Genomic DNA, 23521 nt, shown 5'->3' on the forward strand with positions numbered 1-23521 from the left:
CGAAGCAAGATTTCGAATCTCAATTATGTTCTTTATAGCGACAATAAAAGAGAATGAGACATAACTATCTCAATCCAATTTAGAGACGAACAAATTAGAAAATGATCTAGTATGGATGATGGGTTACACCGCTGTTGATTTTCGTGCAACAGCTAGAAGCAACTTCATACATGAAACCTACTTTTACCCTATCAATAAAAAAATCCGAACGAGCTTGATTCTCCATCAAGAATCAAACTCGTTCGGATCTTTCTTCAACTAAACTACTTTTGCCCAGCCTCTGTTATTTATTATCATTTGGATATACAAGACCGATTTGCTCTCGCACTTTATCCATCACATGCATTGTTAAATATGAATTCTCATAAGAATTTGTGTCCGATTCCATCTTTCCTTGCTTTAACAGCTCTACGAATTCATTTATTTCATAGTACATAGCAGGATAAGGCTGATCGACCGTTAACTCTTCTACCCGTCCGTCATTGTACCGAATTTCTACTTTTTCAGCGGTATGTATTTTGTCAATAATCATACTGCCTTTTTCTCCTTGAATTTCACTTGGCAAATGCGAATTTGTAATTTTAGAATACATGATGACCGCGTCACGATCTTCGTACTCTAAAGCAACTGACCCTTCTCCATCTACTCCAGATTCTAGCATAAACGCCGTTGCCTTTATTTTATGAGGCCCTCCAAACAACGTAATCAGAGGATAAAGACAATATACACCTAAATCCATCAGTGAACCGTTTGCAAGCTCTGGCTTAAAGGCATTAAGCACGATACCTTCTTTATATTTATCGTAACGAGAAGAATACTGACAGTAAGATGCAACGTATTTCCGAATTGGACCAATTTTATGTAAGTTCTCTTGAATCACTTTGAAGTTAGGAAGAAGGGTTGATTTCATCGCTTCCATTAGTAACACCTTGTGATTTTTGGCTGTTTGAATCATGCGAGTTACTTCTGTTGCATTGGCTGCGAGCGGTTTTTCACACAATACATGCTTGTTATTTTTCAAAAATAAGATAGCTTGTTCCGCATGATAAGCATTTGGAGTAGCAATATACACTGCATCAATTTCAGCACTCGCTGCCATTTCCTCTAAATCAGTAAATATATGAGGAATATCATATTTACCTGCAAATTCTTCTGCTTTTTCAATCGTTCGAGAATAAACAGCTGCCAGCTGAAAGTCGTCTACATACTGAGCTGATTCTAACAGTCGATCTGTTATCCAGTTTGTTCCTATTACACCAAAACGAATCATCTTTTCATCTCCTTTTTATCATCTATGTTGTATTGTATCGTTTTTAAAAAGAAAAACGAAGAAATAATAAAAAATCTATACCATTTTCCATTGCTTTATATTTATTTTGTTCCATAAAAAAACAGCTCACATCAAATGCAAGCTGTTTTTCAATATGACTCAAACGTAAGCTTATGCTTTTTCACCCACTACAGCAAAGCGTTCATTCACATGGTTTTTATTCTCTAACTCATCTATTAAAGCAATCGCGTAATCCGCATAGCTAATATAACTTTCATTTTGACTATTTGTGATCACATGATCTTTTCCTAATTGATAGGCTCCCGTGCGAGCACCTTCTGCATCAAAAAAGGCTGCTGGGCTTAAATAAGTCCAATTTATAGTCGACTTTTCAAGTTCTTTTAAACCTTTGCCCATGTTTGAAGCAGTTGGATAATAAGCTGCTGGAAAACCGTCTGTGCTCATTAAAGGCGCTGTTTTTTCTGCATCTACAAATAAACTTCCCGCTCCGCCCACTACTGCGAGTCGCGTTTGCACACCTTGAAATACTTTAATAAGTGATTGTATAGACTCAACGTGAAGCTGTTCGCTTCCAGGAGGTGCATTAAATGCATCTACCACAGCATCAAACTGTTCAATATCTTTTGAAGTGATGGCAAAAATATCTTTTTCCATTACGTTTGTTTGATTTTTTAGTTTAGAAGCATTTCGAACAATGGCTGTTACTTCATGTCCTCTCTGTTTTGCTTCTTCCATAATTAATTGACCTGCTTTTCCTGTTGCTCCAATAACACCAATTTTCATTTTTATTCTCTCCTTTTATTTTAGTTGTAACCACTATAGTTACATACAACACAAAAAAATTTGAGCTTTTTATAGGACTACTAATTCTTCTTAGCTCGTTGTAACCATTATAGTTACAATTCGCTCAATTTGTCAACCTCGGTATTCATTTTTTTTACGAGATAAAAGATTTTAGTGATTGCTAAAGATCCATAAAAAAATAGCTTATTTACCATTTCAAAATATATCCATATTTTCAACTTATTTTTATCTCAGAGTACTTTTTTATGAAAAAAGGTTTCTTTTTTATGAAAAAGTGTTATACTAGGTATATTATTTCTTGTTCGGTGTTAACAAATAGAAAGACTTTCTTTAAAGTGATTCTTATTGAAATTGAGCAGAGATAGTAATATATTCGTGGATTTTCCACACAGGAGGTACTACAATGGTACAAGGTAAAGTAAAATGGTTTAATGCAGAAAAAGGTTTTGGATTCATCGAAGTAGAAGGACAAGACGACGTATTCGTACACTTCTCAGCTATCCAAGGCGAAGGTTTCAAATCACTTGAAGAAGGTCAAGAAGTTACATTTGAAATCGAAGATGGAGCTCGTGGACCACAAGCTGCTAACGTTCAAAAGTAATTGATTAAGAAGCTGTCACTAATGTGACAGCTTCTTTTTATGCTCTTTTTTGGATTTTTTATTACATTTTATGAAACTTTATCCTTTTTCAGTCGTATATGATAGTAGAAAAACAAGTGAGGAGGATAAAGATGCACTCTATTTCACTATTAAATGTATCTAAAAGTTACGGTTCGTACAAAGCGGTAAAAAACATTAATTTAACCGTAGAAACTGGCGAACTATTCGGCTTTTTAGGCCCTAACGGTGCAGGAAAAACAACGACTATTAAAATGATGACAGGACTATTAGAACCTTCTTCCGGCTCTATTAATGTGTGCGGAATTAATGTGTGGGAGTCCCCTGTTGAAGCAAAACAAAAAATCGCCTACGTTCCTGATCAACCTACACTTTACTTAAAACTCACCGGCATGGAATACTTACAGTTTGTCGCCTCGATTTTTAAATTATCTGCTGACGAATTCGAGAAACGCTCCACTAAATGGTTACATCTTTTTCAGCTAGAAGAACGAGCACATGAACTCATTGAAGGCTACTCACACGGCATGAAACAAAAAATCGCCTTATGCGGAGCGCTTTTACATAACCCTAAAATTATTTTTTTGGACGAACCAACTGTAGGACTTGACCCCAAAAGTGCACGAACGCTAAAGAATCTATTACGTAGGCTTTGCGATAATGGCGTAACGGTCTTTATCACTACTCATATTTTAGAAATTGCTGAACAGCTTTGTGATCGAATTGGCATTATTTTAGATGGAGAAGTTATTGCTTTAGGTTCTATGAAAGAGCTTAGAGAGCAAGCGAACAATAATCAGTCCAGTCTTGAAGACATCTTCCTCGATTTAATAGGAAATGAAGAGCAGCAAAACATTATAGAAGAACTTGCAAAAGCTGGTGAAAATCAATGATGAAACTCTTGCTCCAAACAGAAGGAAAACTACTTCTTAACCATGTTAAATCTTCTAAAAAACAAGCTTACGCCACGATTGGATTTTCTACTTTATTTATTGCTCTTATTGTGTATTTTCTGTCAAAAGGCGTATGGAGCGTGGCACCCTCTCTCTCTTTTGAGACGGTGAGCAGCTTATTTTCTTATAGCTGTTTATTGTTAATGGGCATGCTTGTCTTAATGGGAATCCCGCAGGTATTTAAAAACTTGTATTCCTCTTTAGATTTATCCTTTTTATTTACAATGCCCATTCCAACAAAACAGCTTTTTTGGGTGAAATATATTAAGAGTTTCCTTTCTACACCATTAATCATGTTTTTTCTATTTTATATACCGTTGATCGTCTACGGTATTCAAGTTCACGCTCATTTTTTATTCTATATTATTTCCTTAGCCGTTTTATTAAGTACAGCCGTGATAGGCCTTTCTATTTGTTATTTACTTAATCTCCTGTTGGTTCAACTTATTCCTGCACAAAGAGCAAACGAGCTTATGACAGCCATGAGTGCTTTATCAGGTGTTATTGTATATGTATTATTTCAACTTCCCAATTTTAGCTCTAATGGAGCACCTTTTGAAAAAGCAATAACAGCCCTTCCCTTATTTCCTAACTGGACACCTTTTTACTGGGCGAGCACAGCAATAACCTCAAGTGCTAAAGGATCTGTTCATGCTTTTTTACCCGCATTAAGTATTATGGGTTTGGCTTTTCTTAGTGTACTTTTATCTTCTTTTTTAGTAGAAAAAGGATTTAGAACTGGATGGGTTCGTTTAAGTGAAGGAAAAGCCAAAAAAAGAGCTAAAATTTCATTTAGCAAAAAATATCGAGTTCACCATCCAGTTATGGTTATTGGGTTGACAGATTGGAAAAATATAAAAAGAGATTTGCGAGAATGGCTCGTTTTTATGCCTTTTGTATTCTTTCTGATATTTCCTACCATTGGCTTTTTAAAAAGTGGAGCTACTTTAGAGAATATTATTTCTTATAAAGATAATGTATGGCTCGGTGTACAAGTTTTCTTTTTATTTTTTTACGCTCTCTTTAATGGGTCAATGTCTGCTTCTTCAATTGCACGTGAAGCAGAGACAGCATCACTTATAAAAAGTCTGCCGATTTCCAGTTGGCAACTTGCACTAGGTAAGCTGTGGATGAGCTGGTTGCTCCCTTTCATCCTGCTATCAACTATTGAAATTGTTTTAGGCTTGTTCATTCATTGGTCTGCTGTGCAAATAATCAGTGGTATTTTGCTAAAAGGAATTTTAACTATTGGGATTAGCAGTATGGGAATTTGGTTAGGTACCATTGGTGCTAAGCACAACCCTAACAACCCTCAGAACCGTCTTACATTTGGTGTGTCGATTCTCTTAGCAATTTTAGCCTATGTGTATTTATTTATTGCCCTTATTCCATTTGCTTTACTAAACCTCCCTTCTTCATTTAAAGTATTTGCAGACGAACTTGCAGGAAGTGGATTCATTGGTTTCATAGCTGGTCTAGTTTCTGAATTGCTTTCATTTAAAATGGCACATCCTACTATAACTTATCTAATAGGCATTGCTCTTATAATTATCTTTTCAATAGGCATTGCTTTTCTGATGTTAAAACTTAGTACAATACGCTTAAACAAAGGTATTCGAGTGGCAAAAGTACAATCACGTTCCACTTTGGGAAGCCAGAGCTAAACAAAACATTTATAGAGATGAGGCACATACAAGAGTATATTCGTCGAAGGAAGATCCGAACGAAGTGGATTTTTGATGGAGAATCCACTTCGTTCGGATCTTTTCATTAGGATGGTGCACGTAGGATTCATGTATATAATTGCTTCTAGCTGTTGATTGGAGGGCAAGACGCAGACTCCTGCGGGAAAAGCGAAATAGGTGAGACCCCGCAGGAGTGCAAGCGACGAGGAGGCTCACCGGCCGCCCGCGGAAAGCGAAGTCTTGAACGGAAATCAACAGCGGTGTAACAAGTAGTGATATCTATTAGATGATTTATACCATTTGTTCGTCTTTAGATTAAATTGATATAGTTATGTCTCAACCTCGTTTTTAACCAATTAAAATTTGGTTTTCCTGCCAAAGATTGGTCAAGTTCGCATCAGCGAGCCGCTGATGCGTCTCTTTTACGCTAAGCCAGCGATGCTTGTTGAAAACAAAGCGAGTTTCGGGAAGTTCAGTCCATATTTCCTGTACAGACTGCACATTTAATAGAACAAAGTTTGCTTCGTTTCCTTCTTCCACTCCATACTTTTCTTTTCCAATCAGCCGGGCTGGTATACTTGTAATCATTCGGAGCAACTGCCGCTGATCATCCGGACTTCCCATATGTGCAGCATAGGCAGTTAGTAACCCTACTTGCAGCAAGTCTGCTTTTCCAAACGGATGAAAGGGGTCGTTCACGTTATCAGATGCAGTAGCAATTGGAATCGCTGCTTTTTGTATGTCGCGAATACGCGTTACGCCTCGTCTTACAATTCCTTTATCTTCTCTTCCCTGTAAATATAAATTAGAAGCAGGTAATGTGACAACTCCAATTTTCGCCTGTTTTAAAAGATTTAAGATTTCTTTCACTTTTGCATCAGTCATTCCTGCAAGCGAGCAAAGATGCCCCACTACCACTTTTCCTTCCATATTTAATTCAATTGTTCTGTGAGCAATATTAATTATTGTATCAACAGACGGATCATCGCTTTCATCCACATGTAAGTCAAGAGGTTTATTATAGGCTTGAGCCAGCGAAAATAGAGCATCAATCTCTTTTTCTGGATTTCTAGCTAAATGAGGACAGCCTCCAATCGCATCAATTTCAAGGTCGAATGCTCGTTCAATTTTATTCATCTTATGCATATCATCAATGTCTAGGTTAGAGAATAGCGGAACAACCTGCACGTCCATATACGGGCTTAATTCATCTCTCACTTCGACAGCCGCTTGTAAACTTCGAAATAAACTATCTTCTTCCATGCTGCAGTCAAAATCAATATGCGTTCGAATCGTAGTCGTACCGTTAGCTAATGCCTGTAAAGCAGTTTTTAACATTCGCTGCTTAATTTCTTCTTCTGGAAATGCCGGCAGGCTGCTGCTGTAATTTTTAATGGCTTCTTGAAGAGTTCCAGATATATTGGGCACTTGAGGAAGCGAATGAGCTTTGTCTAAATGCATATGCATATCTACAAATCCTGGTAATAGCACACGACCCTGTGCATCAAGTGACGTTTCTTTTCCTAACACGGCCGCGTGCAGCGGAAAAAACTCGTCACCTTCAAGATAGCCGTTTTGTAAAACGATAGAAGTATACATTCCATTTGAAATTTTCACTTCAAAAAGAGCGTGGTCGTGCATAATTGGCAAACGAACATTAATTAAGTGAAGCAACATAATTCCCTCCTCAATTTTTCAACTTCTTCATTTTTCATAGACCGCTTTATCTTCTCTATCATTTATTGTTTAAAGCATTAATTCGCCAAATTTCGCAAATCACCTTCTCTTTAGAGACCTTTATTTACAGAGAAAAAAGCAAGAACAAAAAAAGGAGCAGCGTCCCCACGCTGCTCATCAAAGAAAAAATGCTAGAAAATAGATAGAATATACTTCCCATGGTTAAATGAGGGCTTACAGATAAAGCTTCAGTGAGTGATTTCATGCTTTGCATCGCTATTCTCCCCAGAAAGCAATGCAGATACAAACAAGAAATTTTCATCACTCGCTCATACTGTAAATAGACACATAAGAAAAAGCCCAAACAAAGGCAGGTCTCTCAAATACAATGAGCAAAAACCTACCCGCCTGGGCTTTTATCCCTTCGGTGTCATATCCACTTCTTTTCAAAAATGAATATGTGAATCGCTTGGACCAAACTTTCTACTGACGTAAAAATGGGAACCTAGATTCACTTTTTACTCATAGTCCTATCATTTACGGTGATAAGGTAGAAACGTCTGAGCCATATTCTCAAACATATATGAGTGAACCGTATTTAGCTTTTTCTTGTCTACAAATATACTATAGGTCTTTCTGTAAGTCAACTATAAACGAATAATCTTTTTAATAAAATTATATATAGTTCGCCTTTTACAAAAGTTTACTTTTTCAAAAAGTTTGTTAAACTATCTAACACAGTAGTTGCATCTTCCTATAATCCTGCTTATACTTCGAACTACTTACATTACCTATAAAGGTCTTCGCTCTGTTGAAGACAAAAAAGCGATCTAGGGTTCCGTTTAACACATGTTAAAGGCTGGTCCGAGAGAGAGCGTACGGAATGGTTCCGTATACATAAGGGGATAAAAGAGCCGCCTCTAAGTCGAAAACTCGGCTCAGAGGCAGCTCTTTTGAATTATGAAAACCTTAATTTAAAAACTCTCTTATTTTAAGGTAGTGCTTATTTAGGCAGATCCTTTTTTATGTATCTTTTCTCTTTTTCATCCACCAGCCTGCACCAACTATCACTCCGATTACGAGAATAACAAATATTAAACGATCAACATCATGCAAATATTTTTGGATTTTTTCAATATCTCCAAGTCCTCCTACATAGAGCAAAAAAACAAACCACGGAAAAATGCCTAAGGTGCTGTATAAAACAAAGTCCCTAGATTTGATTTTACTAAGACCTGCCAAATAGGTTATATAGTTTGCGATACTGATGGGACGGGAAATCGTAATACTCCATTTTCCATATTTATGAAACCATTTTTGGGCACGTTTTATATTTTTTTCACCAAACCAGCGCTTGGTAATAGATTCAAACCTGTATCCCATAACGAACGGAATATAGTTGAATGCGATATAAATAACGGTATTAACAGCTGAAACAATAAGGATTTTCCATATTGAGAGCTGCAGCACCGAGCCAATAAGCAAAATCGATAACGTACACGGAAAAGGAATTGCCGCAGCTTCGATTGCTGTAGCAATAAAGATGCCCACTATGCCTAAATTTTGTACAAAATCAATAAACCCTTGCACCTTTTTTCTCCTTTCAATCATACAAATTTCACGTTCTTTCATCATAACTCAAACTATTCAAAATTTCACGATTTCAAAGCAATTTTACTAGTAAAAAAAGCTCATACGCACCCGTTTGCTATATTCGATTATCTTCTATCATATGCAGTTCATAAGTGAAGTAACGCAAAAAAAGAAAATAGCAGAAAAAAACTCTTTTATTAGTTATAATAAAAGAGTTTTTTTCTGCTATTATTTAACTTTAGCAATGATTTTCCCTTTCACATGGCGTTTTGAAAGCTCTTCTAATGCACTCGGCACTTCTTTTAACGAGATGATGCGCTCAATCATCGGAGCTACTTTCTTCTCTGCTACTAATGCTAAAAGCTCATCGCCCATTTTTGCTAAATCCGCTTGCGCAATCATGTCATCAATGTGGTGTGCAGCATTTAAAGCTACTTCATGATAAGAAATCACCTTTGTAAAAGGCTTTACTTTTGTATAATCAGGTGCACCAGCAATATGTGCTAAATGTCCTCTATAGGCAATCATATCTAAAGAATCCGTTGCGTTCTTTGCGCTCACCGTGTCAAGCACAGCATCTACGCCGCGGCCATTTGTCAGCTCCAATACTTTTTCCGCGACGTTTTCCTCGCGATAATCAATTACATAATCAGCTCCTAACGACTTCACATACTCATGATTATGTGCTGAAGCTGTTGAGAAAACGGTTTTTCCAGCGTTTTTAGCAAGCTGCACGCCAAAGCCTCCTACGCCTCCAGCTCCTCCATGAATTAAGATGGTTTGAATATGGTTCATTGGAAGTTTACGAAATAGTGCTTCATACGCTGTGTAACCTGCCGTAGGCAAAGCAGCAGCTTCTTCAAATGTAACAGCATCAGGAATGCGCGAAATTGAATGAGCAGTTGTAACCGCATATTCAGCATATCCGCCTTTTTTCATAAAGTCCCCGTGATAGACAACGCGGTCTCCTTTTTTCCAGTCAACTACTCCTTCTCCAACTTCATCAATTGTCCCAGCTACATCTAAACCTAGAATGTGAGGATATGTCCAATAAGGATTTCCATTAGTAGCCGTTTTATAATCTACGGGATTAAGTCCCACTGCGTGCACTTCAACTACTACTTCCCCTTTATTTGGAAGAGGTTTTTCTATTTCTTCTACTTTCATTTCTGTCCATTTATTTTTATCTTGCAATAATAATGCTTTCACAGTCTAACTCTCCTTTTTAAATCATTTGCCTAGCGTTGCTTTTATTATTTTATCTAAAAATGATTTGCTTACTATTTTTATTTTAAAGAGAGCTTGTCTATAATACAAATTAGAAAATAAATAGATATCCATAAATAAATTTATAAGAAAGGATAGCATAAATGATTGATTTTGAATGGTATCGCAGCTTTATTAGCATTTACAAATATCGATCCGTTTCTGAAGCAGCCAGAGCGAGGATCTTAACGCAGCCGGCCATGAGTCAGCACTTAGCTGCTTTAGAAGCTGAAATAGGGGAAGGTTTATTTATCCGTGCACCGAGAAAAATGATTCCAACAGAAAAAGGTAAAGAACTGTACACGCGTATTGTCCCGTTAATTGAAAGTCTAGAAGCTGCTTCAATTGAATTAAAAATGACCGCTTCATCTCCCGACGCGCTGCCGGTCGTAAAAATTGGTTCTCCCGTAGAGTATTTTACCGAACAAGCTTTAGAAAGAATAAAAGATGCAGGCATCCGCTGCTACAGCCAGTTTGGTATTGCTTCTGTTTTGCTTGAAAAGATACAAAGCGACGAAATTGATATTGCGATTACAACCCAAAGATTGCAAATACCTGGAATTGAATATACGGTCATTGAAGAAGAAGAGTTTGTCTTAACCGTCCCTCCTTCTTTTGAAATGACAGCTAGTAAAGACGTAGAAGAGTTTTTATACAACCAGCGGTGGATTAGCTATGGTCTTGAACTTCCTATTATTAGACGTTTTTGGCGGCAGCATTTTAAAAAACGACCTGAAATTCAGCCTCATCACGTGATTCCAAATCTTCAAACGGTGTTAAAAGCCATTCAGCATCACATGGGAATCAGCCTGCTTCCCCGCTATTTAATTCAAGAAGCACTTCGAGAAAAAAAAGTAAAAATCGAACTTGAACATTTAGCAGTAAAAAATCAGATCTTTCTTGCTTATAAACTTAAGCATCGCGATCATCCTACTATTCAAAAAACGATACGCTGCTTAAAAAAAGAAACCTCTGCAGACTAGTCTGCGGAGGTTTCTTTTTTTGACAGTTGCTGGGCTGAATCTACGCCTACTAAATCTAAAAAGAAAATAAAAATAGGAATACCAAGAATTAGCCCCCATACGCCCAAGAAGTGTTCACCAAACACTAAAATGATAAACGTAATGAATGTTGGCAAGTTTGTTTTAGATGACATGAGCTTTGGATTTAATACATAGCTTTCAAGTGCGTGAAGTACTACCACCATAATTAACACAGATAGTACTTTTACACCGCCTCCTAAACTGTAAGCGATTGTACAAAGTGGAATGAGTGAAACAAATACCCCAAGAACCGGCACTAGCCCTAGTAGAAAGACCATAACGCCAAGTGCAAGCAAATTAGGAAACCCTAACACCCACAGCGCAATAACGGACAAAATGCTGTTCACAAAAGCGATAATAAACTGAACTTCTATTACCTTGCCGAAGGAATTAACAAATTTTCTCCCCAAATAGCCAGCTTCTTTGAAAAACCAGCCCAGCCTAGATTGTTCCAGTTGGACAAATAATCGGTGAATCCGCGACTTTTCAAGTAAAAAGAATAGGCTTAACAAGAGTGCTAAGAAAACTTGTGCACTTACTTTTCCAATATTAGATAAATAGCTGTATACTAAATCAATATTCTGCTGAATATTCTCTGGTGATTTGAATCTCTTTAGATTATCGATAATATAGGTGACGAATGTATTATCAGGGGGGTGTTTGTAAAAATACATCAGCTTCTGTACAAGCTCAGTAACTTGCGTCATAATAACCGGGATATATACATATCCTACAATACCGAGCGCCCCAATCAGTGCGATATAGATGACGATGAGTATAAGCGTTGAATTAAGCGGAAGCTTTCTTCTTAACGTTTGTTGAAGACGACCAATTAAAAAGGTGAAAATAAACGTAAATAACAGCAGCTGAAGCATACTTCTAATGCTGACAAGTAAAACTGTAATGATAATAAGCGTAATGATGCGAATAGTAAGTTTGTTGTGAAGCCAACTTCTTGCAATATTCATGAAACCTTCAATTCTCCTATCTCTCTTTTTCCCAAGTCATTTGTATACATATAAATAAAACGGATACGCTAGACGCTCATATCCGCTTTCGCTATATATAGTGTATCATTTAATATTCAAATTTTACTATATTTCGGCGCTTTTTAGTATGTCTTTATTTTCTCTCCGCTATTCTTTTTCATTTTCCCATACATTATGATAAATTAGCTTGTCTAAATCCCTTCTTTTTTCCCAGTTAGCTTGTTCTAAGATTGGTTTCTCAGGATATTTATCTGTATAGCCAATTGACATAAGCGCTACAGGATCAATATGAGGAGGAATATGTAAAATGTCACGTACATCATTTTTCTTATAAAAACTTACCCACCCCATTGCCAGTCCTTCTGCATATGAAGCAAGCCACATATTTTGAATCGCACACGCAGTTGACATCATATCGGTCTCTGGAATTGAGTTTCTTCCGAGAACATGAGAGCCCCCTCTTGTTGGATCACACGTTACGCAAATAGTTAACGGCGCTTCTTTTAATCCTTGAATCTTGAGCTCTAAAAAATCTTCTTTCTTTTCATCTTCATAATGAATAGCCAGTGCTCTTCTCTCTTTATCTGCTGCCCAGGCAAGTTTATTTTTCACTTCTGTATCAGATACTAATATAAAATTCCAAGGCTGCATAAACCCGACGGAAGGTCCGCTGTGAGCAGCCTGCAGAATGTTATAAACCGTTTCATTCGGAATCTCATCAGACAAAAATGTTCGTACATCTCTTCTTCCATAAATCGCTTTGTACACCGCTTGCTTTTCGTCGTTTGTAAACGAATTCATCTTCTTCAACCTCCATTAAATTCTCTTTTTAACTATTTTTCTAAAAAACATTAAAAAAATGTGATCCAAACTTTATGTTTTCTCGTATTACTATATGAATCTATCATAAAGGAGGTTGCAAACATGTTCAACGACGTTTTAATGAACTTATTTAACGCGGTAAGCAGCATAATTAACACAATTGGATAATTTGATTGTACATATTTAGTAAGAGAGGGGGCATATTACATGCTAAACGAGGTACTTATGAACTTTTTTAACGCAGTAAGCAGTATCATCAATACAATCGGATAAAAAAAGCACAAAGAAAAGGGTAACTGCCATTACCACCGTCTTTATGCTTTACTAGTTCAAAATCATATATTTTACAATAAAAAGAACTCTTTGATTAGGAGTTCTTTTTATTTATCCTAACATGTTCCCTTTTATTTGTATATATGCCTTGCCATTTCAACAGATTCATTTATATGTTGCAAGCATACACATAGGTCTGCAGCTCGTAGTGCAGTTCTTTTAAGTCTTCAGCTGCTTGAGTCAATAACTTCTTTCGCTGAGCTGTATACACATCTAGAATAGCTCTTTCTACTTTTACCTTTTCTTCATATAAAATATCTAACTTATCTTCATTTCCTTCAAGGGAAATAGGCTTTAACATAGCAAATTGATAAATGGGTTGTCCATAATCCAATTTTGTTAAAATAGAACCTACTAATACATCCTCCGAGCATTCATATACGAAGTTTAACAGCGTACTTAATTCTTCTAGACGAGAAATATCCAGCTCTGCATTTTCGTTGATCACAGTCCCTATATATTGAAAGCACTCTTCTTCTAACTCATTATAAATAGTTGTGATGCGGTGCAATACTTCATTCAACTTCATAAAGTTCCCCCTTCACACACGCTTCTTGATACAACCATATGACAAAACTTGGTGTTTTATACTAACGAAAAAGCGAGGAATATAAACCTCGCTTCTTCTTTTTACCGATACATACTGGCAATGTCTTCAATAAACATAAGCGGTTCTTCTTCTGTTAGTTGTTTAATTGGAGAATAATCCTCTCCACCAAAACTTTGATCTATGTCTTCAATAAACGAAGAAACTTCTTCCGACTCTTCACGATTAGCCGGCATTTCGTATTTTTGTAATTCTGTGCGGTGCACCACGGATAAAATATGGCGAGGAAATTGCTGCTTCGTTTTTCCAAAACAGTATACCGGCTTGTGTTTCAAAAAGCGTTCTACTTCTTCTTGCCGGTTATAAATGCTTCCATGATCACCCCAAGCTACCACAACCAGTTCAGCATCTTCCACTGCTTTTTGAATATACTCACCTGCTCTTGTTCCAACAGCTTCTTCTTTTGAAAGCATGCGTAAAAACGAAACATGATCGGTTTGATAGCTGAATAAATAAACGATTTCTAAAACTCCAAATCCCCACTTTTGCGCCAGTTCTATGCATTTGGATACAGCTGTATCGTCGCTGTATTCATACGTATTTTCTGGAAATGACAAGATAAACGTAAGTTTACGTTCGTTTACTTCACTCCATTTGCATAATAGAGAGTATTTGTATGTGCCTGTTTCATCAAAAATAACTTCTTTTTTCACTGCTTCCATCCCCCTGCCTTCTTACAATCTTGTTACTTATCTATTGCAAATGAGCTAAGCAGTAATCGTAACCTTGACTGTTAAAAGTTTTATTTTATATGTATTTCAAAATCATGCCTTCATGACAACTTTTCTTCCATTTTTTCAAAAAGCAATTTTTTCTTCTATACATGCTTTTTACAGCTAGTGAATATTCACATATATATCTTTCCTCTTTTCGGCCCTCCAGTCAAAATAGATAAAATCAAAAGAATGGTCTATAATAAAGAAATAACCAATGACTTTTTCACTCATGTTTTTGACAGTTACGGATTTTTTCTCAGCAGGTATGTTCAAACCTGATCCTCTGAGAAAATAGAAGATAAATTTGTGTAAAGAAAGGATTTTGTAAATGGCTACTACACACACATTTACAAGAGGAGAAGAAATTGCAAATGCGATTACACACGGCGTTGGAGCCGTACTCAGCATTGTTGGATTAACGCTTTTAATCGTACTTTCTTCGTTAGAAGGAACGCCTTGGCATGTTATCAGTTTTACTATTTACGGAGTAACCATGCTGCTTCTCTATGTCTCCTCTACGCTTGTCCATAGTTTTCCGGAAGGTAAGGTAAAAGATCTTTTTGAGATATTTGACCACTCTTCTATTTATTTGTTTATTGCCGGTACGTACACTCCATTTTTATTTATCGCAGTAAAAGGAACCACCGGCTGGACACTTTTTGGAATTGTATGGGGCATCGCTCTTGCAGGAATTGTATTCAAAGCTTTTTTTGTAAAGAAATTCCTTTTTATTTCCACCATTCTTTACGTATTTATGGGATGGATGATTGTTTTTGCTTGGGATTCGTTAACTCAAAACATTGCCCATCAAGGAATTGTCCTTCTCGTAGTTGGAGGCGTGTTGTATACAATCGGGGCCGTTTTTTACGTATGGCGAGGATTTCGTTTTCATCATATGATTTGGCATATGTTTGTTCTTGGCGGAACCGTACTCCACTTTTTAGCAATCATTTTATATGTATTGCCTATAACCAATTAAAAAAGGGCCAGAGGGCCCTTTTTTAATTGGTTATAGAATTCCTTACCACAGTTTTGCCATTTGAGTCACAAGCGTATAGACTCCTAGCACAGCCATAATAACGACCACAACACCGCCAAAAATGGTAAGCCAAGTCGGATGCTTGTAATCGCCTACTATCTTCTTTTTATACGCCGCTATAAGCATTGTTCCGAGTGTAATAGGTAAGATTAACCCATTTAATGCTCCAGCTAAAATAAGCAGAGTGACCGGCTGGCCAATCGTTAGGAAAACTAGGGTTGAAATCGTAATAAAGGCAATGATAATCCAGTTTTCATATTTCTCAATCCTTTTGCTGAAGGATTTAACAAAGGAAACCGATGTATATGCTGAACCAATAACTGAAGTGATAGCCGCTGCTGCCATGACGACACCGAATAATTTATAGCCAATATCCCCTGCGGCTAACTGAAAAACAGAGGCTGGTGGATTATCAGGATTCAGTTTTAACCCTTGACTCAACACACCTAATGTCGCTAAAAATAGAAAAATTCGAATGATCGAAGCAATCGTAATACCAGATACTGCTCCTCTTGTTACTTCAGGAATCGCGGCTTTTCCTTTAATTCCTGCATCTAATAAACGGTGACCTCCTGCAAATGTAATATATCCTCCTACCGTTCCTCCTACAAGAGTAACAATCGCCATTACGTCAATGTGCTCCGGCCAAAATGATTTAGAGACTGCTTCTCCTACTGGGGGAGCGGACGAAATAGCCACATACACCATTAAAATAATTAATATTCCGCCCATTAATTGAGCAAATCGATCCATTAATTTTCCGGCTTCTTTGACTAAAAAAATTGCGATAGAAATGATGGCTGTAATGACTGCACCAGCTTTAGGGGAAATACCAAATAGCGCATTGAAGCCAAGACCCGCTCCTCCTACATTTCCAATATTAAATGCTAAGCCTCCGATTACAATTAAAATAGCAATAAATAAGCCGAGACCTGGCAAAACACTGTTAGCGATATCCTGTGCTCTTTTTTCTGAAACGGCAATAATACGCCATACGTTTAGCTGAACGCCAATGTCTAATAAAATCGACAGTAAAATGACAAAACCAAAACTTGCGGCGAGTGCTTGTGTAAAGACCGTTGTTTGAGTTAAAAAACCTGGACCCACTGCTGAAGTAGCCATTAAAAATGCTGCTCCGAGCAGCACGCTCCAGTTGCGCTCTTTTTTCATGATGTCACCTCATTGTGGTTGAATAATGATTTGTTCTTCTTTTAGCTTGTCACAAATAGCTTTGGCAAATTCAACAGCATGTGCACCGTCTCCATGAATACAAACGGTATCTGCTTGAATGGGAATCTCTTCATTTTGCACAGTAAACACTTTCTTTTCTTTGACCATTTTAATTACTTGAGAAATAGCCGCTCCTTCATCTTGAATCACGGCGTTTTCAACGTTTCTCGGCGTCAGCATGCCGTTCTGTTGATAGGTTCGATCTGCAAATACTTCCTGAGACGTACGCAAGCCCATTTCGTTTCCGGCTTTAATCAATTCACTTCCAGCCAAACCATATAGAATAGCTTCCTCACTAACATTATAAACAGCTTCAGCAATAGCTTTAGCTATGTCTCGATCCCCTGCAGCCATATTATATAAAGCGCCATGAGGTTTCACATGATGAAGGGTCCCTCCTTCTGCACGTATAAAAGCTGAAAGAGCCCCCATTTGATACACCATTAAATCATAAGCTTCTCGAGGCGTAATTTTCATATATCTACGTCCAAATCCAGCTAAATCTTGCAATCCCGGGTGGGCGCCAATCGCCACATTTTCACTCAAAGCCAGCTTTACTGTTTCTCTCATAACCGAAGGATCTCCGGCATGAAAGCCACAAGCAATGTTTGCTGACGTTACATAGCGTAAAATTTTTTTATCATTTCCTAATCTATAGTTCCCAAAGCTCTCCCCTAAGTCACAGTTCAAATCAACGGTAGCCATCTTCTTCCCCCTTATATTTTCATTCGAAGTGCTCTTTTAATATGATTTATTTTCTTTTCCTGCTCCATATATAAATGCTGTGCTTCATCCAGTGAAATTGCTTGAAAAGAAATCTTTTTCCCTGGAGAAATTTGCGCCAGCGCTGAAAAATCTGCAGTTGCTACCTGTCCGATTCTAGGATATCCTCCTGTCGTTTGATGATCTGCTAATAAAACAATGGGCTGTCCTTCTTTTGGTACTTGAATCGTACCGAACGTCACAGCGCTAGAGAGCAGCTCTTTTTCTTGACCAAGGACTAATTTCTTCCCTTTTAGCTTATAGCCCATGCGGTCAGATTGAGGGGTAACGTCAAATTCTTGATTAAAGAAATGCTGTTGACTTTCTTTTGTAAACCAATCAAATTCTGCACCTTTCATCGTGCGGATAATAGGCGTCTCGTATGAAGGAAGAAGTTTAGGATGAATCGTCCAAAAAGCCTGCTGAAAAGAGCGGTCCGTTTGCTTTTTCACCAGTTTCTTTATAATTGCTTCCCCCGTTTCTGTAGGAGGGTGGCTTAATATTTCGTCCCCTGACTGTAATGCTTTACCGTGCAGCCCGCCTATCCGAGCGCGAAGTGAAGTAGATGTACTTCCCATAACTGCAGGAACATTAAAAGCACCGGAAACCGATAAATAAGAACGGCACCCTAAAGTCGGAACGCCAAACTGTAGCACGCTCCCTTTTTTCACATATAAAGGCCGCCACATCTTTACGGCTTCATCATTAACAGTTGGCGATAAATCCCCTCCCGTCAGGGCAATCAAAGCATCTTGCTGAAATTCAATTTTTGGCCCCATTAACGTAATTTCAATAACCGGCTGATTTTCTTGATTTCCTACTAATAAGTTGGCAATCCTTAAAGCAACTTTGTCCATTGCCCCGCTGACAATCATGCCGTCCTTTTGATATCCATGTCTGCCGATATCTTGAATCGTTGTTAATAAACCGGGACGTATCACTTTAATACTCATCTTCATCCACCTCCTTTTGGGCTTCATATTCTGTTTCAGAAATGGAAACAAATCGGATACGATCACCTGCTTGAAGCAAGCTTGGCGAATCATTTTTGGGGTTAAATAGTGTAAGAGGAGTACGCCCGATTAACTGCCATCCTCCAGGTGTCTCAATTGGGTACACGCCGGTTTGCATTCCTGCGATGCCAACTGACCCTTTTGGGATGCTGTTTCTCGGTGATTCTTTTCTTGGAGTCGCAATTTCTTCGCTCATCCCTCCCAAGTAAGGAAAACCAGGAGCAAAGCCTAACATATACACCAAATATTCTCCATTTGTATGAATGCAGATAACTTCATCAGGCGTTAATGAATGAAAAGCGGCTACCCTCTCTAAGTCCGGGCCGTACTTTCCTCCGTAACACACCGGAATTTCAATTTGTCTAGCGACCGCTTCAGATTTTTCTTCCTGGCGGAAAAGCAGCTCTTCAATATATGTAGATATTGCTGTGTAAGGATTTCTTCTTCCTTTTTCACTCATTACCCAAGGGTCATAATAAATTGTAACTGTTGTAAAAGCCGGCACATATTCAATCATCCCCTTACATAATGATTGCTCTAGTACCTCAGTAAATTGCTGAATACGTTTATGTATACCGAAATTAATTTCGTCTCCAAACGAAACGACAATGCCGCTGTCACCAAGAGGATAAAGTCGATAATCGTGACTCATTCCGTCTCCTCCTTTTTTTACTTAGTATTGTTTGAGCAGCTCCCTTTAATGCTGTAGTTAGATACATTCATTAGAATTACTAATGGAATTGTTGTTTTCGAATAATAATTTCTTATATACCTAATAAAAAAAAGAACAATAAATCCCTATCCTGTATGGATAACATTATATAAATATAAAATAATCTTATGTTCTACTAAAACAAACTCCAAAGAAAAATTCAACCTTTTTAAAATTTTATCGTCAAAAGGATCACGTTTTTTCAATTTTCCCCATAAAAAAACTGCTTTGTTTTTTATACCAAAGCAGTTTTTTTATAAACATGTACAAAAAGATAAAACTTATAGGCAGTGAACCATTATATACCTCTTCGGGCAAAATCTACAAAACGAAACTTATCCAGACGATGACGTGATTCCGTATATTGAAAAAGGCTTGCATCTTCTAAATACACATAGTTTCTTACTACCACAATATGTTCATAGTCTTTTAAATCTAAGTAACACTTATCTTCGTCCGTCAGCTCGTCAACGGAAATTTCTTTTTTGGCAAAGCTTATTTTCAGCCCAAGATCTTTTTCTAAGTATTCATAAATAGAGCCTTTACATATGTCTTTTGTGAGGTGAGGAACATACTTTTTATGAAAAAAATCTTTATCTAAAATAATTTTCTCCCCATCGATTTCCCGCGCTCGAACCACTTTCCATATAAGATCTTTTTTCGTCGCCCCAAGCTGTGTGCACAGGTCTTGATCGGCCTTGACTAACTCAAACTCTTTTACAATAGTGGTCGATGTATGTCCCAGCTTTTCCGCTACTTCTTTGAAGCTAACAAGTCCTGATACTGGAAAATCAAAGCGTGATACGTCCAATACAAATGAGCCTTTTCCTTTCATTTTTTGAATGTACCCATTTTGTGAAAGTAAATTTAACGCTTTCCGTATCGTTTCACGAGACGTTTGATACTGTTCAACAAGTTCATTTTCAGAAGGAAGTTTTGTATTAGGACGCCAGTCACCGCGTTTAATTTTATCGACTAACTGTTCGTAAATGCTGATAAATTTATTTTCTTTCAATTGCCATCACCTATTTTACTTTCTATATATACCCAATTGTATAAAAAGAACGATAGATTGTCACCCATCGTTCTTTTTACTTTTTCTCTATTTTTTTAAATGATACACGATTGATTCATACGGCCGAAGGAAGACTTGCTTGAATTCCTTTGATGAATCTTCGTAGTTAGACAGCAATATTTCACTATGATATTCTTCAAAAGTTAGATTTTCTGGCAGTTCAAAAGTCGTTTCGCTGCCGTAGAAATTGTTTATAACCAACAGCTTTTCATCTGCTCCATTTCGGATATAAGCAAAAATCTGCTCGTCTTCTCCAAGAATCAATTCATAGTTTCCATAGGTGATAATCTCGTACTGCTTGCGCAGTGCAATAAGCTTTTGATAAAAATAAAAAATTGAATCTTCATCATCTAACGCTTTTTCCACATTAATTTCACGGTAGTTATCGGCTGGATTAATCCACGGCTTTCCTTTTGTAAAACCTGCATTTGGCTCATCGCTCCATTGCACCGGTGTACGGGAATTATCTCTTGATTTATGTTTTAAAATCTCCAAAATTTCATTTTCGTTCATTCCTTGTGCACGTTTTATCTCATACACATTTAATGACTCCACATCTCTATATTCATCAATAGAGGAAAACTTCGGGTTTGTCATCCCTATTTCTTCCCCTTGATAAATATAAGGTGTTCCCTGCATCAGATGAATCGTTGCAGCGAGCATTTTGGCAGATTTATTATGATAGAGTTCATCGTTTCCATAGCGGGAAACAACGCGAGGCTGATCATGGTTGCACCAAAATAGTGCATTCCATCCCCCTCCTTTATTCATCTCCGTTTGCCAAGTTGATAGAATCTCTTTTAATTTAATAAAATCAAAATCTGCTAGCGCCCACTTTTCTCCGTTTGGGTAATCGACTTTCAAATGATGAAAATTAAACGTCATGCTAAGCTCGCCCCGGTCCGGATGAGAATATTGAATACAGTGGTCAACAGTTGTCGACGACATTTCCCCAACGGTCATGCTATCGTATTTTGAAAAAACTTCTTGATTCATTTCTCGCATATATTCGTGAACGCGAGGACCGTCGGTATAAAATTTCCGTCCATCTCCTGGTGCGATAGAACCATCATCATCTAAAAAGCGCTGATCTTTTGAAATTAAGTTAATAACGTCCAGACGAAATCCATCTACTCCTTTTTCAAACCAAAACGTCATCATATCGTACACGCTGCGGCGCACACGCTCATTTTCCCAGTTCAAATCCGCTTGCGTGACATCAAACAAATGCAGATAGGATTGTTCTGTCAGCTTATCATGCTCCCACGCCGAACCTCCAAATTTTGAAACCCAATTCGTCGGAGCACTTCCATCTTCTTTTTGATCTTTCCAAATATAAAAATCTCTGTACGGGTTATCTTTCGATTTTTTAGCTTCTTGAAACCATTTATGTTCAGTTGACGTATGGTTAACGACAATATCCATGATGATTTTAAGATCCCGCTTATGCGCTTCTGTTATTAAACGATCGAAGTCCTCCATTGTTCCGTATTCTTCTTGAATAACAAAATAATCACTTATATCATATCCATTATCCCGCTGCGGCGATTTATAAATTGGCGTTAGCCACACAACGTCTACGCCAAGCTTTTTCAAATAATCTAGCTTTTTAATAATACCAGCTATATCACCCACGCCGTTGCCAGTCGTATCGTAAAAGCTTTTAGGATAAATTTGATAGACAACTGATTTTTTCCACCAAGGTTCTTGCATTTTTAACACCACCATTTAATTCTTTGGATTATGTTGAAACGATTCTGTAGCCGCGACAGTTGATGTAACAGTTGATTTTTTCTGAAGCTTTCCAAGCGTTAACGTTAAAAGAAACGGCACCACAATTACGATTACCATTCCAATAATAAAAGCTGGCCAGCTTTGTGGAACAATTGATAACGGAGCAGGGATACCCCCAATTCCCACCGATGCTGCTTTCACTCCTGCCACAGATATGACGACACCTGCAATAGCTGAACCAATCACTGCAGAAATAAAAGCAAATCTAAAGCGTAAATTCACACCAAACATTGCAGGTTCCGTAATGCCAAGCCACGCTGAAATCCCTGACGTTAAAGACAGTCCTTTTAATTTCTCATCATTTTTTGAAAGAATCATTATCGCAAAAGCCGCAGAGCCTTGTGCAATATTAGATAATGCTACCATTGGCCATAAGAACGTACTTCCCACACTTCCAATCAGCTGTAAATCTACGGCTAAAAATGTATGGTGCATGCCCGTAATAACAAGGGGAGCATATAAGCCGCCGTATACAAGTCCTCCAATAAATGGAGCCGTTTTAAACAGCCATACAACTGCACCTGTAATCACATTTCCTATTGCAAATGTAATCGGACCAATCACAATAAAAGCGAGAAACCCTGTTACTAAAAGAGCTACAGGCGCTACAATTAAAAGCTGAAAACCATCCGGTATTCGTTTTCGTAAAAACAATTCGATTTTTGCTAACACAAACGAAGCAGCTAACACAGGTAAAACCTGTCCTTGATAGCCGACTTTCTCAACGTGCAGGCCAAATAAATTCCACGTATCGATACTTCCTTTTTTTAATGCTTCTCCATAAGACCAGGCATTTAGCAAATCAGGATGGACCAGCATGAGCCCAAGGACAATTCCAAATAAAGGGCTTCCTCCAAAACGCGTAACAGCTGACCATCCAATAAGAGCCGGCAAAAAGGCAAAAGCCGTATTGGCAATTAAATTAATCATGCTCGCAAAGTCTTTCCACTGTGTATGAACATCTACGATTGATTTATCATCGTAAAAAATTCCTGCTCCTGTTAATACATTATTTATTCCCATTAATAAACCCGCGGTTACGATGGCCGGTAAAATAGGAATAAAAATGTCAGCTAATGTTTTTATTGCACGCTGCAGCGGATTTAAGTTTTTAGCCGCTTCGTTTTTCACTTCTTCTTTTGATAGTTCGCCTATCCCTGTAAGCGCCACCATTTCTTTGTATACTTTATCGACCGTGCCTTGACCAATGACAACTTGAAACTGGCCGTTTGTAGAAAAAGATCCTTTTACTAATTCGTGCTCATCTAGCATACGTTGATTGACTTTACCTTCATCTTTTAAAACAAGTCGAAGGCGCGTTACACAATGCGTTGCAGCAGAAATATTTTCTTTTCCGCCAACGGCTTCTACAATGCGTTCAACAGATTCTCGATTCATGTCTTTTCCCCCTTGTTTCCGTTTTCATTTTACTCCTGTATTTCCTATCCCCCATATAAATCTCACCGCAAACCTGTATATACAAGTTTTATGTTTTTAT

At 37.6% G+C, this 23521-nt stretch carries 22 protein-coding genes and 1 riboswitch; of the genes, 6 read left to right on the forward strand and 16 right to left on the reverse strand.

Going from position 1 to position 23521, the window contains the following annotated elements:
- Window positions 1-283 precede the first annotated feature (283 nt).
- Both ACFX4R_RS08210 and ACFX4R_RS08215 read right to left on the reverse strand, forming a co-directional pair.
- Complete coding sequence (locus ACFX4R_RS08210; RefSeq protein WP_162213700.1) at window positions 284-1270, reverse strand: Gfo/Idh/MocA family protein; 987 nt, start codon at window positions 1268-1270, stop codon at window positions 284-286.
- A 171-nt stretch (window positions 1271-1441) separates the two neighbouring features.
- Window positions 1442-2074, reverse strand: a complete 633-nt coding sequence (locus tag ACFX4R_RS08215) for an NAD(P)-dependent oxidoreductase (RefSeq protein ID WP_237074563.1) — start codon at window positions 2072-2074, stop codon at window positions 1442-1444.
- A 424-nt stretch (window positions 2075-2498) separates the two neighbouring features.
- On the opposite strand from ACFX4R_RS08215, the gene ACFX4R_RS08220 reads away from it, so the two are divergent.
- The 4 genes from ACFX4R_RS08220 (at window position 2499) to ACFX4R_RS08235 (ending at window position 5618) form a co-directional block, all read left to right on the forward strand.
- A complete protein-coding gene (locus ACFX4R_RS08220) occupies window positions 2499-2696 on the forward strand; it encodes a cold-shock protein (RefSeq protein WP_013055689.1) in 198 nt (65 codons plus the stop codon).
- A 131-nt stretch (window positions 2697-2827) separates the two neighbouring features.
- Window positions 2828-3607: an ABC transporter ATP-binding protein gene (locus tag ACFX4R_RS08225; protein WP_237074562.1), complete on the forward strand. Its 780-nt coding sequence runs from the start codon at window positions 2828-2830 to the stop codon at window positions 3605-3607.
- On the forward strand, window positions 3604-5331 hold the full coding sequence (locus ACFX4R_RS08230) for a putative ABC transporter permease subunit (RefSeq protein ID WP_377569332.1): 1728 nt from the start codon (window positions 3604-3606) through the stop codon (window positions 5329-5331). The genes ACFX4R_RS08225 and ACFX4R_RS08230 overlap by 4 nt, the downstream gene beginning before the upstream one ends.
- Window positions 5332-5483: 152 nt before the next feature.
- A complete protein-coding gene (locus ACFX4R_RS08235) occupies window positions 5484-5618 on the forward strand; it encodes a hypothetical protein (protein WP_255255743.1) in 135 nt (44 codons plus the stop codon).
- An 82-nt stretch (window positions 5619-5700) separates the two neighbouring features.
- Here the strand turns inward: ACFX4R_RS08235 and ACFX4R_RS08240 are convergent, their stop codons facing one another.
- The 3 genes from ACFX4R_RS08240 to ACFX4R_RS08250 all read right to left on the reverse strand — a co-directional run bounded on the left by ACFX4R_RS08240 (window position 5701) and on the right by ACFX4R_RS08250 (window position 9831).
- Window positions 5701-7029, reverse strand: coding sequence for an amidohydrolase family protein (locus ACFX4R_RS08240; RefSeq protein WP_043980091.1), 1329 nt, complete (start codon window positions 7027-7029; stop codon window positions 5701-5703).
- A gap of 505 nt (window positions 7030-7534) precedes the next feature.
- Window positions 7535-7636: riboswitch (purine riboswitch) on the reverse strand.
- A 416-nt stretch (window positions 7637-8052) separates the two neighbouring features.
- On the reverse strand, window positions 8053-8619 hold the full coding sequence (locus ACFX4R_RS08245) for a DedA family protein (protein ID WP_230183675.1): 567 nt from the start codon (window positions 8617-8619) through the stop codon (window positions 8053-8055).
- 231 nt (window positions 8620-8850) lie between these two features.
- Window positions 8851-9831: a zinc-binding dehydrogenase gene (locus ACFX4R_RS08250; protein WP_028407670.1), complete on the reverse strand. Its 981-nt coding sequence runs from the start codon at window positions 9829-9831 to the stop codon at window positions 8851-8853.
- 161 nt (window positions 9832-9992) lie between these two features.
- Here ACFX4R_RS08250 and ACFX4R_RS08255 point away from each other — a divergent pair, with 161 nt between their 5' ends.
- Window positions 9993-10871 (forward strand): LysR family transcriptional regulator, encoded by an 879-nt coding sequence (locus ACFX4R_RS08255; RefSeq protein WP_043980098.1) that lies wholly within the window; start codon window positions 9993-9995, stop codon window positions 10869-10871.
- Here the strand turns inward: ACFX4R_RS08255 and ACFX4R_RS08260 are convergent.
- The 4 genes from ACFX4R_RS08260 to ACFX4R_RS08275 all read right to left on the reverse strand — a co-directional run bounded on the left by ACFX4R_RS08260 (window position 10868) and on the right by ACFX4R_RS08275 (window position 14344).
- A complete protein-coding gene (locus ACFX4R_RS08260; protein ID WP_028407669.1) occupies window positions 10868-11899 on the reverse strand; it encodes an AI-2E family transporter in 1032 nt (343 codons plus the stop codon). The genes ACFX4R_RS08255 and ACFX4R_RS08260 overlap by 4 nt on opposite strands.
- 168 nt (window positions 11900-12067) lie before the next feature.
- Window positions 12068-12721, reverse strand: coding sequence for a 5,6-dimethylbenzimidazole synthase (gene bluB, locus ACFX4R_RS08265; protein WP_377569334.1), 654 nt, complete (start codon window positions 12719-12721; stop codon window positions 12068-12070).
- A 463-nt stretch (window positions 12722-13184) separates the two neighbouring features.
- The gene (locus ACFX4R_RS08270; protein WP_043980102.1) at window positions 13185-13604 is read right to left on the reverse strand and encodes a hypothetical protein; all 420 of its coding nucleotides are present in this window, start codon (window positions 13602-13604) and stop codon (window positions 13185-13187) included.
- A 101-nt stretch (window positions 13605-13705) separates the two neighbouring features.
- Window positions 13706-14344 (reverse strand): DUF1643 domain-containing protein, encoded by a 639-nt coding sequence (locus ACFX4R_RS08275; RefSeq protein ID WP_230183673.1) that lies wholly within the window; start codon window positions 14342-14344, stop codon window positions 13706-13708.
- 382 nt (window positions 14345-14726) lie between these two features.
- On the opposite strand from ACFX4R_RS08275, the gene trhA reads away from it, so the two are divergent.
- Entirely contained in the window at window positions 14727-15377 is a 651-nt protein-coding gene (gene trhA / locus ACFX4R_RS08280; protein ID WP_013055671.1) for a PAQR family membrane homeostasis protein TrhA, read from the forward strand.
- Between the two features lie 42 nt (window positions 15378-15419).
- Here trhA and ACFX4R_RS08285 read toward each other — a convergent pair whose 3' ends face one another.
- The 7 genes from ACFX4R_RS08285 to treP all read right to left on the reverse strand — a co-directional run bounded on the left by ACFX4R_RS08285 (window position 15420) and on the right by treP (window position 23421).
- A complete protein-coding gene (locus ACFX4R_RS08285) occupies window positions 15420-16607 on the reverse strand; it encodes an NRAMP family divalent metal transporter (protein WP_377569337.1) in 1188 nt (395 codons plus the stop codon).
- A gap of 9 nt (window positions 16608-16616) precedes the next feature.
- Window positions 16617-17372, reverse strand: a complete 756-nt coding sequence (locus ACFX4R_RS08290; protein WP_097824201.1) for a LamB/YcsF family protein — start codon at window positions 17370-17372, stop codon at window positions 16617-16619.
- An 11-nt stretch (window positions 17373-17383) separates the two neighbouring features.
- A complete protein-coding gene (locus ACFX4R_RS08295) occupies window positions 17384-18382 on the reverse strand; it encodes a 5-oxoprolinase subunit C family protein (RefSeq protein WP_377569339.1) in 999 nt (332 codons plus the stop codon).
- Window positions 18372-19094, reverse strand: a complete 723-nt coding sequence (gene pxpB, locus ACFX4R_RS08300; RefSeq protein WP_377569341.1) for a 5-oxoprolinase subunit PxpB — start codon at window positions 19092-19094, stop codon at window positions 18372-18374. Before pxpB ends, ACFX4R_RS08295 begins: the two co-directional genes overlap by 11 nt.
- Before the next feature lie 358 nt (window positions 19095-19452).
- Window positions 19453-20169 (reverse strand): trehalose operon repressor, encoded by a 717-nt coding sequence (gene treR, locus ACFX4R_RS08305; RefSeq protein WP_013055666.1) that lies wholly within the window; start codon window positions 20167-20169, stop codon window positions 19453-19455.
- 87 nt (window positions 20170-20256) lie between these two features.
- A complete protein-coding gene (gene treC, locus ACFX4R_RS08310) occupies window positions 20257-21942 on the reverse strand; it encodes an alpha,alpha-phosphotrehalase (RefSeq protein WP_043980113.1) in 1686 nt (561 codons plus the stop codon).
- Window positions 21943-21957: 15 nt separating this feature from the next.
- Window positions 21958-23421 (reverse strand): PTS system trehalose-specific EIIBC component, encoded by a 1464-nt coding sequence (gene treP, locus ACFX4R_RS08315; protein WP_028407660.1) that lies wholly within the window; start codon window positions 23419-23421, stop codon window positions 21958-21960.
- Window positions 23422-23521 lie beyond the last annotated feature (100 nt).

Source organism: Priestia sp. YIM B13490, from assembly GCF_042787735.1.
Lineage (GTDB): Bacteria > Bacillota > Bacilli > Bacillales > Bacillaceae_H > Priestia > Priestia megaterium.

What these genes read in the sequence shown, in the direction of transcription:
- ACFX4R_RS08210 (WP_162213700.1), bottom strand. Translation starts at nt 1,270, where the DNA reads ATGATTCGTTTTGGTGTAATAGGAACAAACTGGATAACAGATCGACTG.
- ACFX4R_RS08215 (WP_237074563.1), bottom strand. Translation starts at nt 2,074, where the DNA reads ATGAAAATTGGTGTTATTGGAGCAACAGGAAAAGCAGGTCAATTAATT.
- ACFX4R_RS08220 (WP_013055689.1), top strand. Translation starts at nt 2,499, where the DNA reads ATGGTACAAGGTAAAGTAAAATGGTTTAATGCAGAAAAAGGTTTTGGA.
- ACFX4R_RS08225 (WP_237074562.1), top strand. Translation starts at nt 2,828, where the DNA reads ATGCACTCTATTTCACTATTAAATGTATCTAAAAGTTACGGTTCGTAC.
- ACFX4R_RS08230 (WP_377569332.1), top strand. Translation starts at nt 3,604, where the DNA reads ATGATGAAACTCTTGCTCCAAACAGAAGGAAAACTACTTCTTAACCAT.
- ACFX4R_RS08240 (WP_043980091.1), bottom strand. Translation starts at nt 7,029, where the DNA reads ATGTTGCTTCACTTAATTAATGTTCGTTTGCCAATTATGCACGACCAC.
- ACFX4R_RS08255 (WP_043980098.1), top strand. Translation starts at nt 9,993, where the DNA reads ATGATTGATTTTGAATGGTATCGCAGCTTTATTAGCATTTACAAATAT.
- ACFX4R_RS08260 (WP_028407669.1), bottom strand. Translation starts at nt 11,899, where the DNA reads ATGAATATTGCAAGAAGTTGGCTTCACAACAAACTTACTATTCGCATC.
- bluB (WP_377569334.1), bottom strand. Translation starts at nt 12,721, where the DNA reads ATGAATTCGTTTACAAACGACGAAAAGCAAGCGGTGTACAAAGCGATT.
- ACFX4R_RS08270 (WP_043980102.1), bottom strand. Translation starts at nt 13,604, where the DNA reads ATGAAGTTGAATGAAGTATTGCACCGCATCACAACTATTTATAATGAG.
- ACFX4R_RS08275 (WP_230183673.1), bottom strand. Translation starts at nt 14,344, where the DNA reads ATGGAAGCAGTGAAAAAAGAAGTTATTTTTGATGAAACAGGCACATAC.
- trhA (WP_013055671.1), top strand. Translation starts at nt 14,727, where the DNA reads ATGGCTACTACACACACATTTACAAGAGGAGAAGAAATTGCAAATGCG.
- ACFX4R_RS08285 (WP_377569337.1), bottom strand. Translation starts at nt 16,607, where the DNA reads ATGAAAAAAGAGCGCAACTGGAGCGTGCTGCTCGGAGCAGCATTTTTA.
- ACFX4R_RS08290 (WP_097824201.1), bottom strand. Translation starts at nt 17,372, where the DNA reads ATGGCTACCGTTGATTTGAACTGTGACTTAGGGGAGAGCTTTGGGAAC.
- ACFX4R_RS08295 (WP_377569339.1), bottom strand. Translation starts at nt 18,382, where the DNA reads ATGAGTATTAAAGTGATACGTCCCGGTTTATTAACAACGATTCAAGAT.
- pxpB (WP_377569341.1), bottom strand. Translation starts at nt 19,094, where the DNA reads ATGAGTCACGATTATCGACTTTATCCTCTTGGTGACAGCGGCATTGTC.
- treC (WP_043980113.1), bottom strand. Translation starts at nt 21,942, where the DNA reads ATGCAAGAACCTTGGTGGAAAAAATCAGTTGTCTATCAAATTTATCCT.
- treP (WP_028407660.1), bottom strand. Translation starts at nt 23,421, where the DNA reads ATGAATCGAGAATCTGTTGAACGCATTGTAGAAGCCGTTGGCGGAAAA.